This is a genomic window from Pseudomonas sp. ATCC PTA-122608 (assembly GCF_001952855.1).
Classification (GTDB): Bacteria; Pseudomonadota; Gammaproteobacteria; order Pseudomonadales; family Pseudomonadaceae; genus Aquipseudomonas.
In genome coordinates this window covers 95,906-113,597 of sequence record NZ_LPNO01000046.1, presented here as the reverse complement: position 1 = coordinate 113,597, position 17,692 = coordinate 95,906, and the positions used below count along the sequence as shown (strand labels likewise).

Annotated in this window: 12 protein-coding genes and 1 pseudogene; 7 read left to right on the top strand and 6 right to left on the bottom strand. The window is 61.2% G+C overall.

The genetic code is table 11. The features are described 5' to 3' along the window. The first annotated feature begins 35 nt into the window (after positions 1–35). On the top strand, positions 36–473 hold the full coding sequence (locus AU074_RS26410; protein ID WP_076017234.1) for a universal stress protein: 438 nt from the start codon (positions 36–38) through the stop codon (positions 471–473). Between the two features lie 198 nt (positions 474–671). On the opposite strand, the gene AU074_RS26405 is transcribed toward AU074_RS26410, so the two are convergent. Beyond that, positions 672–2,594, bottom strand: coding sequence for an ATP-binding cassette domain-containing protein (locus AU074_RS26405; protein WP_076017233.1), 1,923 nt, complete (start codon positions 2,592–2,594; stop codon positions 672–674). Positions 2,595–2,806: 212 nt separating this feature from the next. On the opposite strand from AU074_RS26405, the gene AU074_RS26400 reads away from it, so the two are divergent. After that, entirely contained in the window at positions 2,807–4,735 is a 1,929-nt protein-coding gene (locus AU074_RS26400; RefSeq protein WP_076017232.1) for a transglycosylase SLT domain-containing protein, read from the top strand. 87 nt (positions 4,736–4,822) lie between these two features. On the opposite strand, the pseudogene AU074_RS26395 reads toward AU074_RS26400, so the two are convergent. Then, positions 4,823–5,587 (bottom strand): annotated as a pseudogene (locus tag AU074_RS26395) (Fic family protein); the annotation flags it as partial. Positions 5,588–5,658: 71 nt separating this feature from the next. Further along, on the bottom strand, positions 5,659–7,425 hold the full coding sequence (locus tag AU074_RS26390; protein WP_076017230.1) for an ABC transporter transmembrane domain-containing protein: 1,767 nt from the start codon (positions 7,423–7,425) through the stop codon (positions 5,659–5,661). A gap of 255 nt (positions 7,426–7,680) precedes the next feature. On the opposite strand from AU074_RS26390, the gene AU074_RS34220 reads away from it, so the two are divergent. Beyond that, positions 7,681–7,854 carry a PA1571 family protein gene (locus AU074_RS34220; RefSeq protein WP_010176367.1) on the top strand — a complete coding sequence of 58 codons (174 nt, stop codon included), beginning with the start codon at positions 7,681–7,683 and terminating at the stop codon, positions 7,852–7,854. A gap of 51 nt (positions 7,855–7,905) precedes the next feature. On the opposite strand, the gene pdxB is transcribed toward AU074_RS34220, so the two are convergent. Next, a complete protein-coding gene (gene pdxB, locus AU074_RS26385; RefSeq protein ID WP_076017229.1) occupies positions 7,906–9,048 on the bottom strand; it encodes a 4-phosphoerythronate dehydrogenase PdxB in 1,143 nt (380 codons plus the stop codon). Between the two features lie 190 nt (positions 9,049–9,238). Between pdxB and AU074_RS26380 the strand changes: the two genes are divergently transcribed. Next, a complete protein-coding gene (locus AU074_RS26380) occupies positions 9,239–10,630 on the top strand; it encodes an MATE family efflux transporter (RefSeq protein ID WP_076017228.1) in 1,392 nt (463 codons plus the stop codon). Between the two features lie 90 nt (positions 10,631–10,720). On the opposite strand, the gene tusA is transcribed toward AU074_RS26380, so the two are convergent. Together tusA and rlmM are read right to left on the bottom strand one after the other, a co-directional pair. Further along, the gene (gene tusA, locus AU074_RS26375; RefSeq protein WP_076017227.1) at positions 10,721–10,972 is read right to left on the bottom strand and encodes a sulfurtransferase TusA; all 252 of its coding nucleotides are present in this window, start codon (positions 10,970–10,972) and stop codon (positions 10,721–10,723) included. A gap of 107 nt (positions 10,973–11,079) precedes the next feature. Further along, the gene (rlmM, locus tag AU074_RS26370) at positions 11,080–12,153 is read right to left on the bottom strand and encodes a 23S rRNA (cytidine(2498)-2'-O)-methyltransferase RlmM (RefSeq protein ID WP_076017226.1); all 1,074 of its coding nucleotides are present in this window, start codon (positions 12,151–12,153) and stop codon (positions 11,080–11,082) included. A 191-nt stretch (positions 12,154–12,344) separates the two neighbouring features. On the opposite strand from rlmM, the gene acnA reads away from it, so the two are divergent. The 3 genes from acnA to AU074_RS26355 all read left to right on the top strand — a co-directional run bounded on the left by acnA (position 12,345) and on the right by AU074_RS26355 (position 17,640). Next, positions 12,345–15,086: an aconitate hydratase AcnA gene (gene acnA, locus AU074_RS26365; protein WP_076017225.1), complete on the top strand. Its 2,742-nt coding sequence runs from the start codon at positions 12,345–12,347 to the stop codon at positions 15,084–15,086. Positions 15,087–15,197: 111 nt separating this feature from the next. Further along, positions 15,198–15,989, top strand: coding sequence for a CPBP family intramembrane glutamic endopeptidase (locus AU074_RS26360; protein ID WP_076017224.1), 792 nt, complete (start codon positions 15,198–15,200; stop codon positions 15,987–15,989). A gap of 85 nt (positions 15,990–16,074) precedes the next feature. Beyond that, the gene (locus AU074_RS26355; protein ID WP_076017223.1) at positions 16,075–17,640 is read left to right on the top strand and encodes a PAS domain-containing methyl-accepting chemotaxis protein; all 1,566 of its coding nucleotides are present in this window, start codon (positions 16,075–16,077) and stop codon (positions 17,638–17,640) included. Positions 17,641–17,692 lie beyond the last annotated feature (52 nt).

The following is a 17,692-nucleotide window of genomic DNA, read 5'->3' as shown; positions in this document are numbered from 1 at the left end:
ACTGAACTTATCGCTTTCCTTTGGAGAAACCTCTCATGCCCTACGAACATATTCTGGTCGCCGTGGACCTGACCGAAGAATGCGACCCCGTGATCAAGCGGGCCGTAGGCCTTGCAGGCGACTCGGTGAAACTGTCCCTGGTGCATATCGTCGAACCGATGGCCATGGCCTTTGGTGGCGACGTGCCGATGGACCTTTCCCAACTGCAACAGCAGCAGTTCGACCAGGCCAAGGAGCGTCTTGATCGACTGATCAACAAGTACCCCGCCCTGAAAAAAGACCAGAGCCACCTGACCTACGGCCAGCCGCGCCAGGAAATACACCACCTGGCCAAGGAACAAAATTGCGACCTGATCGTGGTCGGCAGCCACGGCCGTCACGGCCTGGCGTTGCTGCTGGGCTCCACCGCCAATGACGTGCTGCACGGCGCACCTTGCGATGTGCTGGCAGTGAAACTGGTAAAGAGCTCGTAAGACCAACGGCAATCTAATGTGGGAGCGGGCTTGTGTGGGAGCGGGCTTGCTCGCGAAAGCGGTGGATCAGTCGACAATTATATGGACTGACACACCGCATTCGCGAGCAAGCCCGCTCCCACATTTGAACCGCGTTTCATACAAAAAACCCGGTGCTCATACAAATGAGCGCCGGGTTTTTTATTGCGCTTGAATCACTCAGGCATCCAGCTCGGCCCAGCGCTCAACCAAGGCTTCCAGCTCGCTGTTCAACTGCTCGAGGGATGCAATCACCTTGGCAGTTTCTGCAGCAGGACGCAGATAGAAACCCGCGTCAGCCATTTCAGCTTCAACGGCAGCGATCTGCTGTTCCTTGGCGTCGATATCGCCCGGCAGCGCTTCCAGCTCACGTTGCAGCTTGTAGCTGAGCTTCTTCTTGGCTGCAGGCGCTTCTTGCGCAGGAGCAGAAGCGGCAGCAGCCACCGGGGCAACCACGGCCGAGGTCAAGTCAGCCTTGCCGGATTTGCTCTCGGTCACGCCCAGCAAGCGCGGCGAACCGCCCTGACGCAGCCAGTCCTGATAACCACCGACGTATTCACGCACCTTGCCTTCACCTTCGAAGACCAGGGTGCTGGTGACCACGTTGTCGAGGAATGCCCGGTCGTGACTGACCATCAGCACGGTGCCGTTGAAGGTCAGCAAGACCTCTTCCAGCAGTTCCAGGGTTTCAACATCGAGGTCGTTGGTCGGTTCGTCGAGCACCAGCAGGTTGGCTGGTTTGCTGAACAGCTTGGCCAGCAGCAGGCGCGCACGCTCACCACCAGACAAGGCTTTAACCGGCGTACGTGCACGCTGCGGGCTGAACAGGAAGTCGCCCAGGTAGCTCAACACGTGGCGGCTCTGGCCGTCGATGTCGATAAAGTCGCGCCCTTCGGCGACGTTGTCGATCACGGTTTTTTCCAGGTCCAACTGGTGGCGCAACTGGTCGAAGTAGGCCACGTCGATGCGTGTGCCCTCTTCCACTGTGCCGCTGGTCGGTTGCAGGCCATTGAGCATCAGCTTGAGCAGGGTGGTCTTGCCGGTACCGTTGGCGCCAAGCAGGCCGATACGGTCGCCGCGCTGCAGGACCATGGAGAAGTCCTTGATCAGGAACGGGCCGTCCGGGTGATGGAAGCTCACATTTTCCAGGACCATCACTTGCTTGCCGGACTTGTCGGCGGTATCCAGCTGAATGTTGGCCTTACCGGTGCGCTCACGACGCTCGCTGCGCTCGTTACGCAGGGCCTTGAGGGCGCGCACGCGACCTTCGTTACGGGTGCGACGCGCCTTGATGCCCTGGCGGATCCAGACTTCTTCCTGGGCCAGTTTCTTGTCAAACAACGCGTTGGCGGTGTCTTCGGCAGCCAGGCTGGCTTCCTTGTGCACCAGGAAGCTGGCGTAGTCGCCGTTCCAGTCGATCAGGCCGCCGCGATCCAGTTCGAGGATGCGCGTGGCGAGGTTTTGCAGGAAGGAACGGTCGTGCGTGATGAACAGCACGGCGCCCTGGAAATCCTTGAGGGCTTCTTCCAGCCAGGCGATTGCGCCGATGTCCAGGTGGTTGGTCGGTTCGTCGAGCAGCAGCAGGTCGGGTTCGGAAACCAGCGCCTGAGCCAGCAGGACGCGGCGACGCCAGCCGCCGGACAATTCGGCGAGGGTCTTGTCGGCCGGCAGTTGCAGGCGGCTCAACGTGCTGTCGACCAATTGCTGCAAGCGCCAGCCGTCACGGGCTTCAAGGTCTTGCTGGACGTGCATCAGCTTGTTCAGGTCTTCTTCGGTGACGCAGTTCTGTGCCAGGTGATGGTATTCGGCGAGCAGTGCGCCCACGCCATCCAGGCCTTCGGCAACCACGTCGAATACTGTCCGTCCGTCGGCCACCGGCAATTCTTGCGGCAATTCGCCGATCTTGAGGCCCGGCGCGCGCCATACAGAGCCTTCGTCGGACTTCTGGTCGCCTTTTACCAGCTTCATCATGCTGGACTTGCCGGTGCCGTTGCGGCCGATGATGCACACCCGCTCACCACGGGCGATCTGCCAGGACACCTTGTCCAACAACGGCATAGCGCCGAAAGCAAGGGACACATCGCTGAATTTGAGCAGGGTCATACGCTTCTCCAAAAACTGGGCGCGCATTCTACCTGACTTAGGGCTCGAGGCGGCCGGCATTTTCGTCGCTGACATGTTCTGTCGGACATTTCAGATGAACTTGAACGAAGCGACCGGCAAAGCTTTCACCGGTTGCAGCCAAAAGGCTAAGCTAGGGGCAATCAGTGTCGGCGACGTCGGCACTAGTCCAGATTCCTCTGCACGGACGTCTCATGCGCAGTCGCCTTTTCAGCTTTTTATCTTGTCTGCTTCTTTCTGCCACCGCCGTTCAATCTGCCCAGGCCGTGGACCTCACCACCCAACGTCAATATTACGATGAAGCCAAACGAGCCCTCGCCAAAGGCGACAGCGGCCCGTATTTCCAATACAGCCAGGCCCTGGCCGACTACCCGTTGACGCCGTACCTCGCTTACGACGAACTGACCGCGCGCCTGAAAACCGCCAGCAACGAGGAAATCGAACAATTCCTCGCCAAGAACGGCGACCTGCCCCAGGCCAACTGGATGAAGCTGCGCTGGTTGCGCTGGCTGGCCGACCGTGGCGACTGGCAAACCTTTGAAAAGTACTACGACGCCAAACTCAATTTCGTCGAACTGGACTGCCTGCACGGCCAGTTCCAGCTGACCCATAATCAAAAAGCCGAAGGTTATAAAACCACCGAGAAGCTGTGGCTGACCGGTAAATCCCAGCCTGCAGCCTGTGATGCAACCTTTGGCCAGTGGGCCGCCGACGGCCAACTCACCGAACAGAAGATCTGGGACCGCGCCAAACTCGCCGCCGAAGCCCGCAACTACCCGCTGGCCAACAGCCTGGTGAAAACCCTGCCGACCCTCGGCGCCCAAGGCCGCCTGATGGTGGACGTGGCGCAGAAGCCCGACATGCTCAGCGACCCGTCGCGCTTCCTGCCGGCCAACGAAGCCATGTCCGACGCTGTCGGCCTGGGCCTTCGCCGCCTGGCACGCCAGGACCCGGACAAGGCCATGGCCCTGCTCGACGGTTATGCCAGCAGCATGCACTTCTCTCGTGACGAAAAAGTGTCGATCGCCCGGGAAATCGGCCTGACCCTGGCGCGCCGCTACGACCCGCGCGCCCTCGACGTGATGACCAAATACGACCCGGAACTGCGGGACAACACCGTCTCCGAATGGCGCCTGCGCCTGCTGTTGCGCCTAGCCCGTTGGGAAGACGCTTACCAGTTGACCCGCAAGCTGCCCCAGGATTTGGCCACCACCAACCGCTGGCGCTACTGGCAGGCCCGCAGCCTGGAACTGGCAGAGCCGAAGAACCCGCAAGCCCTGGTGATGTACAAGGGCCTGGCCAAGGAACGAGACTTTTACGGCTTCCTGGCAGCGGATCGCTCCCAGTCCCCGTACCAACTGAACAACAAGCCGCTGGTGATGAGCCAGGCGCTGATGAACAAGGTGCGTAACACCCCAGGCGTACGCCGAGCGCTGGAGTTCTACGCCCGCGGCCAGATCGTTGATGGCCGTCGCGAGTGGTACCACGTCAGCCGGCACTTCAACCGTGACGAAATGGTCGCCCAGGCCAAGCTGGCCTACGACATGAAGTGGTACTTCCCGGCGATCCGCACCATCAGCCAGGCCCAGTACTGGGACGACCTGGACATCCGCTTCCCGATGGCCCACCGCGACACCCTGGTGCGTGAAGCCAAGGTCCGCGGCGTGCATTCCAGCTGGGTGTTTGCAATCACCCGCCAGGAAAGCGCCTTTATGGACGATGCGCGTTCCGGCGTCGGCGCCACCGGCCTGATGCAACTGATGCCCGGCACCGCCAAAGAGACCGCACGCAAGTTCAGCATCCCGCTGGCCTCGCAACAGCAGGTGCTCGACCCGGACAAGAACATCCAGCTCGGCGCAGCTTACCTGAGCCAGGTTCATGCCCAGTTCAACGGCAACCGCGTGCTCGCCACCGCCGCCTACAACGCCGGCCCGGGCCGTGTACGCCAATGGCTGCGCGGCGCCGATCACCTGAGTTTCGATGTGTGGGTGGAAAGCATCCCGTTCGACGAAACCCGTCAGTATGTGCAGAACGTGCTGTCTTATTCGGTGATCTACGGGCAGAAGCTCAATGCACCACAGCCGCTGGTGGATTGGCATGAGCGGTATTTTGATGATCAGTAAGGGGAGCAGCTGCAAGCAGCAAGCTTGAAGCTGAAAAAAAATGCCCGCATTGAGAGATGCGGGCATTTTTTATAGCGCTGCCGGGGACTCGCTTTGCACCGCTTCTGCCAGCGCAAGGTTCAAGGCTTGCAGCATGAACTCGACAAAGGGCGTTGCCTCTGCCTGCTTGTCCGCCGCCGACAATGCGGCGTAATAAGCATCCTGCTGCTCGCGAATCACCGCCTCTACCGGCAAGTAAGCCAGCACCGGGCGCCACTGACTGAGAATCAGGGTTTGCCATAAGCGGCCCATACGCCCGTTTCCATCGGCAAAAGGATGGATAAACTCGAATTCATAGTGAAAGACGCAGCTAACGATCAGTGGATGCCAGTCAGAGGCGGACTGCCACTTCAGCAAATCATCAACCAAATGCGTAACACGGCTCGCCGGCGGCGCCATGTGCACCAACTGTTCGCCCCGATAGATCCCTACGCCCGCCTGACGAAACCGACCCGCATCGTCGATCAAGCCATACATCAATAACTTATGGGCACGCAGCAGGTCCGCACGTTCGCCCGGTGCCCACTGCGGCATAGCCTCGTAAGCGGAAAAAGCGTTGCGTACTTCCTGAATCTCCCGGGGCAAGCCCAACACACGCTTGCCTTCCAGCACAGCGGTCACCTGTTCGACACTCAGGGTGTTGTTCTCGATGGCCAACGAAGCCTGAATCGTACGAATCCGGTTGCCACGCCTCAATTGCGGGGTCTGCCGGCTGTCGTCGCCAGCTGAAAGCTGACCAATCTGCTCACTGATATCAGCAACCAGACTCAACATCTTGGCAGTCAGGGTCAACGGAGGTTGATAGCGGCTCATTTCCTCATCCAAGTCTGTAACGAAAGCCAACATAATGCCCTAAGGAACGGTCGCACCACAGCCTCACTGCCTCAATCAACTTCAGTACCATCACTGAACTGCAACGCCGCCAGCCGTGCATACAGCGGATTGCTGGCGATCAGTTGCTGATGCGTCCCCACCGCCACCAGCTTCCCCTGGTCCATCACGGCAATCCGGTCGGCGTTCTTCACCGTGGCCAACCGGTGGGCAATCACCAGCGTGGTGCGCCCTTCCATCAACTGTGGCAGCGCTTGCTGGATCAGGTGTTCGCTCTGGGCATCCAGTGCGCTGGTGGCTTCGTCCAGCAGCAGGATCGGTGCGTCCACCAGCAGCGCCCGGGCGATGGCCAGGCGTTGACGCTGGCCGCCGGAAAGGCCCATGCCGCCATCGCCCAGGTGGGTCTGGTAGCCGTCGGGCATTTGCAGGATGAAATCGTGGGCGTGGGCGATGCGCGCCGCTTCTTCGACCTGGGCAAAGGTGGCCGATGGATTGCCGTAGCGGATGTTCTCTTCGACAGTGCCGAAGAACAGCGCCGGGCTCTGGGACACCAGGGCGAAACAGCGGCGCAGGTCCAGCGGGTCCAGTTCGGTCAGCGGCTGACCTTCAAGCAGGATGCGGCCTTGCTGAGGATCGTAGAAACGCAGCAACAGATCGAAGATTGTCGATTTGCCCGCGCCCGACGGGCCGACCAGGGCCAGGGTTTCACCGGCATTGATGCTCAGGCTCAAGCCGTCGATGGCAAAACGATCCGGGCGCGACGGATAGGAGAAGCGCAGATCCTGGATTTCCAGGCGGCCGCTGACCCGCTCCGGCAGCTTGATGACGTTAGCCTCGGGCGCCTTGATCTCATTACTCGATTGCAGCAATTCCCCAATCCGCTCTGCCGCACCGGCCGCCCGCTGCAACTCGCCCAACACTTCACTCAAAGTGCCCACGGCACTGCCGACGATCAGGCTGTAGAACACGAACGCAGCCAGTTCACCACCGGAAATCCGCCCGCTAATCACGTCCATGCCGCCGACCCAGAGCATCACGCCCACGGCGCCCAGCACCAGCATGATCACCAGGGTAATCAGCCACGAACGCTGCAGGATACGCTTGCGTGCGGTGGTGAACGCCTCTTCCACCGTCACCGCAAAGCGCTGCTCGTCCTGCACCTGGTGGTTGTAGGCCTGCACGGTCTTGATCTGGCCGAGGGTCTCGGACACGTAGCTGCCGACATCGGCGATCCGGTCCTGGCTTTGGCGCGACAGGCTGCGTACCCGGCGGCCGAAGATCAAGATCGGCGCCAGTACCAGTGGCAGCGCTATTACCACGATGCTGGTGAGCTTGGGGTTGGTGACAAACAACAGCACGATCCCGCCGATCACCATCAGGGCGTTGCGCAGGAACAGCGAAAGCGAGGAGCCGATCACCGATTGCAGCAAGGTAGTGTCGGTGGTCAGGCGCGACTGGATTTCCGAACTGCGGTTGTTTTCATAGAAGCCCGGGTGCAGGTAGATCAAATGGTTGAACACCTGCCGCCGGATGTCTGCCACCACCCGTTCGCCGATCCACGACACCAGGTAAAACCGCGCAAAGGTGCCCACCGCGAGGCCCAGCACCAGAATCATGAACAGGCCGATGGACTGGTTGAGCAGGTGCGGCGACTGGGTCATGAAGCCCTGGTCTACCAGCAGGCGAATACCCTGCCCCATGGACAAGGTGATGCCGGCGGTGACGATCAACGCCAACAAGGCCCCCAGGGCCTGCCAGCGGTAGGGAGCGACGAAGCGGCTGGCCAGGCGAATCGCGCGGCGTTGACGGGCTGAGAGCATGGAGGGTTTCACCTGAGGGTGGGAGACGGGAACCTACATAGCTACATGGGGGGAACTTGAGCGAATCACAATGAGTCAGGTTAATTATGCTTACCGAACCCAGGCCCTAGAGGTTATCGGTCTAAGGCCCGGCTGGAAATTTGTATCGGTTTCTGCTGGACTGGGCATTCGATCTGCTGACCGCGCAAGGAGTTGTAACAACGCGGTCACGCGGTGATTTTAAAGTAGGTACACAACCTGATGAGGAGACGGGCCATGTCCTTGCAAAACAGCAGCAACGCCAAAATTGAAGTGATCCGCCAACCGCAGCAGTTGCCTTGCTCATACATCGACGCTCAAGGCCGCGAAGTGCAAATCACCGAAGAGATGATCCAGAGCGCCTGCGCCGAACTGGAACAGAAATTGGTCAAGCCTGCCAAGCGAGGCTGAATCGCCCACGCTCTTTTAAACCCGGCCTTGATGGCCGGGTTTTTTATGCCTTCAGATTGCCTGCGCGCCCAATGCCGCCACGATGTTAGACAAGGCCGCAGAATCGCCGTTGATTCGCACCTTCAAACCCTCAATCTCACGCCGCGGCGGGTAGTGCTTGCGCAGTTGGTCAAACGCCTTGCGCTGCTCGTCCACGGTGCCTACGAGGCTGCGGCGAAAGTCCGCGTCATCACGGCGCGGGTCGTACACCCCACGGCACAGGGCCGCCAGCGCCCAGGCCGGGTCGGTATTGGCGTTGAGGGTGACCTCGGCCAACCACGGTTCCGGCAGCAAGTCGCTGAGTTGAATGGTCGCCTCCTGGCCAAGATACCGGCACAGCGCCTGGTAGATCTGCGCCGTGCCGCGCTGCCTGCCGTCCAGGCTGTAGCCGGCGATATGCGGGGTGGCCAGCACACACAAGTCGGCCAGGTCGACGTCCACCTGAGGCTCGCCTTCCCACACATCCAGCACCGCCTGCAAGTCTTCGCGCTCCAGCAGCACGTCCCTGAGGGCGGCATTGTCCACCACCGGGCCGCGGCTGGCGTTGATCAGCCAGGCGCCGGGCTTGAGCTGGTTGAGGCGCTCGCGATCGAACAAGTGCCAGGTAGAACCGTTGCCGGATTTGTTCAGCGGCGTGTGCAGGCTGATCACATCGCACTGCTCGACAATCTGCTGCAGACTGACGTAGTCACCGTCCTCGGCGATCTGCCGGGGCGGGTCGCACACCAGCACCTTCCAGCCCAACGCCTTGAGCACCTTGACCAGGCGCCCGCCGACTTCACCGGCGCCTATCACGCCGTAGGTGCGTTGGGCCAGGTCGGCGCCTTCGATCTCGGCGAGGGTCAGCAGGCTGCCCAGCACATAGTCGACCACGCCACGGGCGTTGCAGCCAGGAGCGCTGGACCACTGGATGCCGGCGCGCTGGAAGTAATCAAGGTCGAGGTGATCAGTGCCGATGGTGCAGGTGCCGACAAACCGCACCGGCGAGCCTTCGAGCAAGGCACGGGTGACGTTGGTCACCGAACGCACCAGCAGCACATCGGCCTGTTCGATCGTCGCGCGGTCGATGGACCGGCCTGGAACCCGGCGAATCTCGCCGAATCCTTCGAAGAATGCATCGAGCAGCGGGATATTTTCGTCGGCAACAATCAGCATGGCAGGCTCCTTTCGCGGATCAGCAGTGTACAGCGGTTTTCCTCGTGGCGAGGGAGCTTGCTCCCTCGCCAAAAAAAGCAACATTTGCGCTGGGATGTGTTTACAAATCCACAACACAGGTTTTTTCCTGACCAACACGTCAAGGCGTAGAATGCGCCGTCCTGCGCTTCCCCTTATCGGACATCTGTACGTGAACACTGCCACCACCGCCCTCTCCCGCCCCGCCCGCGTCAGCCTTGAAGTACGCAACCTGCTGGCCCTGGCCTTGCCGATCATGATCGGGCAACTGGCGACCACGGCCATGGGTTTTGTCGATGCGGTCATGGCCGGGCGTGTCAGCTCCCGGGACCTGGCGGCGGTCGCCTTGGGCAACTCCATCTGGATCCCGGTGTACCTGCTGATGACCGGCACGCTGCTGGCCACCACGCCGAAAGTCGCCCAGCGCTTTGGCGCCGGCACCCACGGCGAAATCGGCCCGCTGGTGCGACAGTCGATGTGGCTGGCCCTGGTGGTGGGGATTACCGCGCTGCTGTTGCTGATCAGCGCCGAACCGATCCTGCATTTGATGAAGGTCGATCCCGAGCTGATCAAGCCGTGCATGGGCTACCTGCACGGTATCGCCTCGGGCATGCCGGCCATTGCGCTGTATTACGTATTGCGGTGTTTCAGCGACGGCCTGGGCCGAACGCGGCCGAGCATGGTCATGGGCCTGTGCGGGCTGGCGCTGAATATTCCGCTGAACTATGTGTTTATCTACGGCCACTTCGGCGTGCCGGCCATGGGCGGTATTGGTTGTGGCTGGGCCACGGCAATCGTGATGTGGGTAATGATGCTCGGCCTGGCCGCCTGGACCCGCTGGGCGCCGGTGTATCAGAGCAGCGAGCTGTTCAAGCGCTTTGACTGGCCGCAATGGTCGGTGATCAAGCGCGTGCTGAGCATCGGCTTGCCGATCGGGATTGCGGTGTTTGCAGAGTCGAGCATCTTTGCGGTGATCGCGCTGCTGATCGGCAGCCTCGGCGCCACGGTGGTAGCCGGGCACCAGATCGCGCTGAACTTCAGCTCGCTGGTGTTCATGATTCCCTACTCCCTGAGCATGGCGGTCACCGTGCGCGTGGGCCAGGCCCTGGGCCGTGGCGAACCCCGTGAGGCGCGCTTCGCGGCAGGTGTCGGGATGGGCACGGCGCTGGTGTATGCCTGCCTGTCCTGCAGCCTGATGCTGCTGTTTCGCGAACAGATCGCCACCCTCTACACCCAGGACCCGCTGGTGATCCAGGTGGCGGCGATGCTGATTGTGTTTGCGGCGTTGTTTCAGTTCTCGGACGCGATCCAGGTCACGGCCGCCGGCGCTTTGCGCGGTTACCAGGACACACGGGTGACCATGGTGCTGACGCTGTTTGCGTATTGGGGTGTGGGCTTGCCGGTGGGCTACGTGCTGGGGTTGACTGAGTGGCTGGGCCAGGCGCGCGGCCCGAGTGGTTTGTGGCAGGGCCTGATCGTGGGCCTGAGCTGTGCGGCGGCGATGCTGGTAATCCGCCTGGTGCGCAGTGCACGCAAGCGGATTCGCCACGAAAAAAAACTGTAGGAGCGAGCTTGCTCGCGAAAAACCCTGGAGCGCCGCGTTAAGCCTGGCAGCCCGCGTTATCGTTAACGACCTTCGCGAGCAAGCTCGCTCCTACAGGGACTTCTTGCGGATCCAGTACAGGTAGGTGCCAGCCTGTTCCTGTTGGTCCACCAGCTCATGGTCGAGAAACACGCAGAACTTGGGGATATCGCGACGGGTCGACGGATCGGTCGCGATCACCTTGAGCAAGCCGCCAGGCGCCAGGTCACGGATGTGCTGGTGCAGCATCATCACCGGTTCGGGGCAGTTGAGGCCGGTGGCGTCGAGGGTGGCGTCGACGGGTAAATCAGGGGTCAGGCTCATGGTTTACTCCTAAACAGGCCGGCATTTTAGCGGTAATGCGGGGCACCAGGTAGGCAGCGGCGCCCTCAAGGTTTTCGCGAGCGAGCTCGCTCCTACAGGGAGCGGGTTTACCGGGACTTTGGCTTCTTTACATCCAGCCGACGCAGATGGCAGGTCACTTCTTCACGGTCGTGGTACAGCTGCTTGCAGCCAATCTCCACCCGAATGCCCCGCTCCTTGAAGCCTTCCGCGATGCGTTCAAGCAGGCGCTTCACTTCGGCATAACGCTGCTTCATCGGCAACTTCAGGTTAACCACCGCCTCGCGGCAATGCCCCTCGCCGATCCAGGTTTCCAGCAGGGCCGCGTTACGCGCCGGTTTCTCGACGATGTCGCACACCATCCAGTCCACCGGCTGCTTGGGGGTGTAGATGAAGCCGTCGGCCATCAAGTGCTGCACCAGGCCGGTATCCATCAGGCTTTCGGCCATCGGGCCGTTGTCGATGGCGGTCACCAGCATGCCACGGTTGACCAACTGCCAGGTCCAGCCGCCAGGCGCGGCGCCGAGGTCGACGCCGGTCATGTCGCTGTGCAGGCGCTCGTCCCACTGATCACGGGGGATAAAGTGGTGCCAGGCCTCCTCCAGCTTCAAGGTCGAACGGCTTGGCGCGTCCCGCGGGAATTTCAGGCGCGGAATGCCCATCGGCCACATCGCCGAGTTGTTCGACTCGGCCAGGCCCATGAACACTTCACGGCCACTCTTGAAGGTCAGCAACAGACGCGGCTTGCTGGCGTCTTCCACCAGTTTGCCGGCAGCCATCAGCGCCTTGCGCAGGTGCACTTCGAATTTCTTGCAGAAGTTCGAGAGTTCCTTGCCGTCGTTGGTGTCGACCATTTCCAGCCACAGGCTGCCGCACACCGGGAAATCCCGCAGGTGCGCGAGGATCACGCTGATGCGGTCGGTTTCCGGCAAATCGATGAACACTCCACGCGCCCACTGCCTTGGGAAGATCAGCTCGGCAAAGCGTTGGCCGCGCATCAGGCGCTGCGCGCCGTCTTCTTCGGTACAGACAAATTCGGCGCAGGCGCTGCCGGTCTTGGCCTTGGCATAGCCCGAAACGTTCAGGCGAGCGGCGTGTTCCGCGATCTCGGAACAGACTTCGCCTTCAAAACCCGGGCGGCAGTGCATAAAAAGGGTGTTCATCAACTCTCCTGGATCACGGGCTTGCTATAGCGCAATGCCTGTCATGAAAACGCGCGCATGATAGCCGAGTTCGGAACCTTGGACTTGTCCATAGAGTCCAGTAATTAGCCAGCTACTTAAAACAGGGCTAATTTAGAAGCTCTGTTCGTCCCGTCAGGTCCGTAGCCGTGCGGACCATAAGGAGTCATGTAATGTCATCCCTTGATAGCCTGAGAACCCTTAAAACCTTACAGATTGACGACAAGACCTATCACTACTTCAGCCTGCCCGAAGCCGCCAAGAGCCTGGGTGACCTGGACAAACTGCCGATGTCCCTCAAGGTACTGCTGGAAAACCTGCTGCGCTGGGAAGACGAAAAGACCGTCACCGGCGCCGACCTCAAGGCCATTGCCGCCTGGCTCAAGGAGCGCCGCTCCGACCGCGAGATTCAATACCGCCCCGCCCGTGTGCTGATGCAGGACTTTACCGGCGTGCCCGCCGTGGTCGACCTGGCTGCCATGCGCGCCGCGGTGGCCAAGGCCGGCGGTGACCCGCAGCGCATCAACCCGCTGTCACCGGTGGACCTGGTGATCGACCACTCGGTGATGGTCGACAAGTTCGCCACCACCGGCGCCTTTCAAGAAAACGTCGATATCGAAATGCAGCGCAACGGCGAACGCTACGCCTTCCTGCGCTGGGGCCAGAGCGCCTTCGACAACTTCAGCGTAGTGCCACCGGGCACCGGCATCTGCCACCAGGTCAACCTGGAATACCTCGGCCGCACCGTCTGGACCAAAGATGAAGACGGCCGCACCTACGCCTTCCCCGACACATTGGTAGGCACCGACTCCCACACCACCATGATCAACGGCCTCGGCGTACTGGGCTGGGGCGTGGGCGGGATCGAAGCGGAAGCCGCGATGCTCGGGCAGCCGGTGTCGATGCTGATCCCGGAAGTGATCGGCTTCAAGCTCACCGGCAAACTGAAAGAAGGCATCACCGCCACCGACCTGGTGCTGACCGTCACCCAGATGCTGCGTAAAAAGGGTGTGGTCGGGAAATTCGTCGAATTCTATGGCGACGGTTTGGCCGACCTGCCACTGGCCGACCGTGCGACCATTGCCAACATGGCACCGGAATACGGCGCCACCTGCGGCTTCTTCCCAGTGGACGAAGTGACTTTGGACTACCTGCGCCTGTCGGGCCGTCCTGCGGAAACCGTCAAACTGGTAGAGGCGTACACCAAGGCCCAGGGCCTGTGGCGCAACGCCGGTCAGGAGCCCATCTTCACCGACAGCCTGGCGCTGGACATGGGCAGCGTCGAAGCCAGCCTTGCCGGGCCGAAACGCCCGCAAGACCGTGTTTCTCTGCCTAACGTCGGCCAAGCCTTCAGCGACTTTCTCGACCTGCAATTCAAACCCACCAACAAGGAAGAAGGCCGCCTGGAAAGTGAAGGCGGCGGTGGCGTTGCGGTGGGCAACGCCGACCTGATCGGTGAAGCCGATTACGACTTCGAAGGCCAGACCTACCGCCTGAAAAACGGCGCGGTGGTGATCGCGGCGATTACCTCCTGTACCAACACCTCCAACCCCAGCGTGATGATGGCGGCGGGCCTGGTGGCGAAAAAGGCCGTGGAGAAAGGATTGAAGAGCAAGCCATGGGTGAAAACCTCCCTGGCACCCGGCTCCAAGGTGGTCACCGACTACTACAAAGCGGCGGGGCTGACCCAATACCTCGACAAGCTGGGCTTCGCCCTGGTGGGTTATGGCTGCACCACCTGCATCGGCAACTCCGGGCCGCTGCCCGAGCCGATCGAAAAAGCCATCCAGAAAGCCGACCTGGCCGTAGCTTCGGTGCTTTCGGGCAACCGTAACTTCGAAGGCCGGGTGCACCCGCTGGTGAAAACCAACTGGCTGGCCTCCCCGCCCCTCGTCGTGGCCTACGCCTTGGCCGGCACGGTGCGTATGGATATCAGCAGCGAACCGCTGGGCACCGGCTCGGACGGGAAACCGGTGTACCTGCGGGACATCTGGCCCAGCAGCAAGGAAATCGCCGACGCCGTCGCCCAAGTCAGCACCGGGATGTTCCACAAGGAATACGCCGAGGTGTTTGCCGGCGACGAACAGTGGCAGGCCATTGAAGTGCCACAGGCCGCTACTTACGTGTGGCAGAAGGATTCCACCTACATTCAGCATCCACCCTTCTTCGACGACATTGGTGGCCCGCTGCCGGTGATCGAAGACGTTAAGGGCGCCAACGTGCTGGCGTTGCTGGGGGACTCGGTGACCACCGACCACATCTCCCCCGCCGGTAACATCAAGACCGACAGCCCGGCCGGCAAATACCTGCGCGAGCAAGGTGTCGAACCGCGGGACTTCAACTCCTACGGCTCACGTCGCGGCAACCATGAAGTGATGATGCGCGGCACCTTCGCCAACATCCGCATCCGCAACGAAATGCTCGGCGGTGAGGAAGGCGGCAACACGATCTACATCCCGACCGGCGAGAAAATGCCGATCTACGATGCCGCCATGAAATACCAGGCCTCGGGCACCCCACTGGTGGTGATCGCCGGCCAGGAATATGGCACCGGCTCAAGCCGCGACTGGGCCGCCAAGGGCACCAACCTGCTGGGGGTCAAGGCGGTGATCGCCGAGAGCTTCGAGCGGATCCACCGCTCCAACCTGGTGGGCATGGGCGTGTTGCCGCTGCAATTCAAGCTGGACCAGAACCGCAAGGCACTCAAACTGACCGGCAAGGAGAAGATCGACATCCTCGGGCTGACCCATGCCGAGATCGAACCGCGCATGAACCTGACGCTGGTGATCACCCGTGAAGACGGCAGCAGCGAGAAGGTCGAAGTGCTGTGCCGTATCGATACGCTGAATGAGGTCGAGTACTTCAAGGCCGGCGGGATCCTGCACTACGTGTTGCGGCAGCTGATTGCCTCGTAACTGACACGCGCTACACAAAACACCGCCTCCCCAGGCGGTGTTTTCATTTTTACCGTCGGTGACGCTCGTTATACTGCCGCCCTCAGATTTCGATAGTCACAAGGATTCCCCATGCTTGCTCTGCCATGGCTGTACCTGGCGCTTCTTTCCATCGGCTATGTACTCGCCTTGAGCTACGGGCAACTGGGTTTGATGGCGGCGTTGTCCGTCGCCATGTTGCTGCTGGCCGGGTTTGCCGTGCGCCAGCAGCGAAATCCTTGGGTGCGCTATCTCGGCCACGGCCTGTTTATCGTGCTGGCGCTGGGGCTGGCGATGCATTGGCTGCCGGGGTTCTACAACGGTCGCGGGATAGCACCGCAGCGCTTTACTGATGATGCCGTGCCGTTCTCGATGTACCTGAACCAGGACAAGCCGCTGATCGGCTTTTGGCTGCTGCTGGCCTGCCCATGGATTGTGGCGCGACGTTCATTGCGACTGTCGATCTATGCCACGGCGATGGCATTGACCCTGACGGCGATTGCCGCACTTGGCGGCGCTGCGTTGCTGGGGGTTATCAGTTGGGCGCCGAAGTGGCCGGAACAGGCGTGGCTGTGGGTGTTGAACAACCTGCTGCTGGTAACCCTGGTGGAGGAAGCGTTATTTCGCGGTTACATCCAGGGCGGCCTGAGCCGACGCTTCAGACAACTGCCTTACGGTGAAAACCTCGCACTGTTGTTGGCAGCCCTGCTGTTCGGCCTGGTGCACCTGGGTGCCGGCTGGCAGTGGACGTTGCTGGCGACCATCGCAGGCGTAGGCTATGGCCTGGCATATCGCTTTGGTGGGTTGGGCGCGGCAATCGTTACGCACTTCGGCTTGAACCTGCTGCATTTCGGGTTGTTTACCTATCCGATGCTGGCGGGCTGAGGCTGAGCCGATTGTTGCAAAAATTAAGTTAAATAAAACCCCGTAACGGCCGACAACTAATCAAAGCCTTGCGGATTGAAAACTCATGCGTAATAACCAACCCGTTACCCAGCGCGAACGTACCTTCCCCGCTCAGCAACGGTTGATCTCCACCACGGATGCCAAAGGCGTGATCACCTACTGCAACGACGCCTTTGTCGAGATCAGTGGGTTTTCCCATGACGAACTGATGCGTGCCCCGCACAACCTGGTTCGTCATCCGGATGTTCCGGCGGCAGTGTTCGCACATATGTGGTCGACGCTCAAACAAGGCTTGCCATGGATGGGCATCGTCAAGAACCGCTGCAAGAGCGGTGATCACTATTGGGTCAACGCCTACGTGACACCGGTCTTCGACGGCAATCAGGTGATCGGCTACGAGTCGGTGCGGGTCAAGCCCACCGCCGAGCAGATCCGCCGTGCCGAGGCGCTTTACCAGCGTATCAACCAGGGCAAGTCGGCGATTCCGAGCAGTGACAAGTGGTTGCCGGTGTTGCAGGACTGGCTGCCGTTTATCCTGGTCAGCCAACTGAGCTTCCTGATCGGTGTATGGCTCGACTCTCATTGGGGCTTTGCCCTGGCCGCCGCACTGTCGGTGCCGCTGGGCCTGTTGGGCCTGAGCTGGCAACAGCGCGGGCTCAAGCGTTTGCTGCGCCTGGCCGAGCAGACCACGTCCGACCCGCTGATTGCGCAGATGTACACCGACAGCCGCGGCGCCCAGGCGCGTCTGGAGATGTCGATCCTCAGCCAGGAGGCGCGCCTGAAGACGTGTCTTACCCGTTTGCAGGACACGGCTGAACACCTCAACTCTCAGGCGGCGCAGTCCAATACCCTGGCGCATAACAGCTCCAGCGGGCTTGAGCGTCAGCGCGTGGAGACCGAACAGGTGGCCACGGCGGTCAATCAAATGGCCGCGACGACCCAGGAAGTCGCCAGCCACGTACAACGCACCGCCGATGCCACCCAGGAAGCCAATCGCCTGACCGGGCGTGGCCGTGATATCGCCGGCGAAACCCGCGAGGCGATTCAGCGCCTGTCGGTGGCGGTCGGCGAAACCGGCGTGACCGTGACTCAACTGGCCAAAGACAGCGATGAGATCGGCGGCGTGGTGGATGTGATCAAAGGCATCGCCGACCAGACCAACCTGCTGGCGCTGAACGCGGCCATCGAAGCGGCCCGTGCCGGCGAGATGGGCCGGGGCTTCGCAGTGGTGGCCGACGAAGTGCGGCAACTGGCCCAGCGTACCAGCGAGTCCACCGGGCAGATTCACGCGCTGATCGCCAAGCTGCAACAAACCGCCAATGCCGCCGTACAGACCATGGACGCCGGGCATCGCCAGGCGGAGGAAGGTGTGGCGCGGGTGATGGAAGCGGACCAGGCGCTGATCGGGATCAGTGAAGCGGTGGCGCATATCACCGACATGACGGCGCAGATTGCGGCGGCGACCGAGGAGCAGAGCTCGGTAGCGGAAGAGATCAGCCGTAACATCAGCACCATTGCGCTGTTGGCGGACCAGACATCGGAACAGGCGTTGAACTCGGCGCAGTTGAGTGAAGAGCTGACGCATACCGCCAATACCCAGTATTCGCTGGTAGAGCGGTTTAACCGGTAAATCGCTTTCGCGAGCAAGCCCGCTCCCACATTTGGAATGCATTTCAAATGTG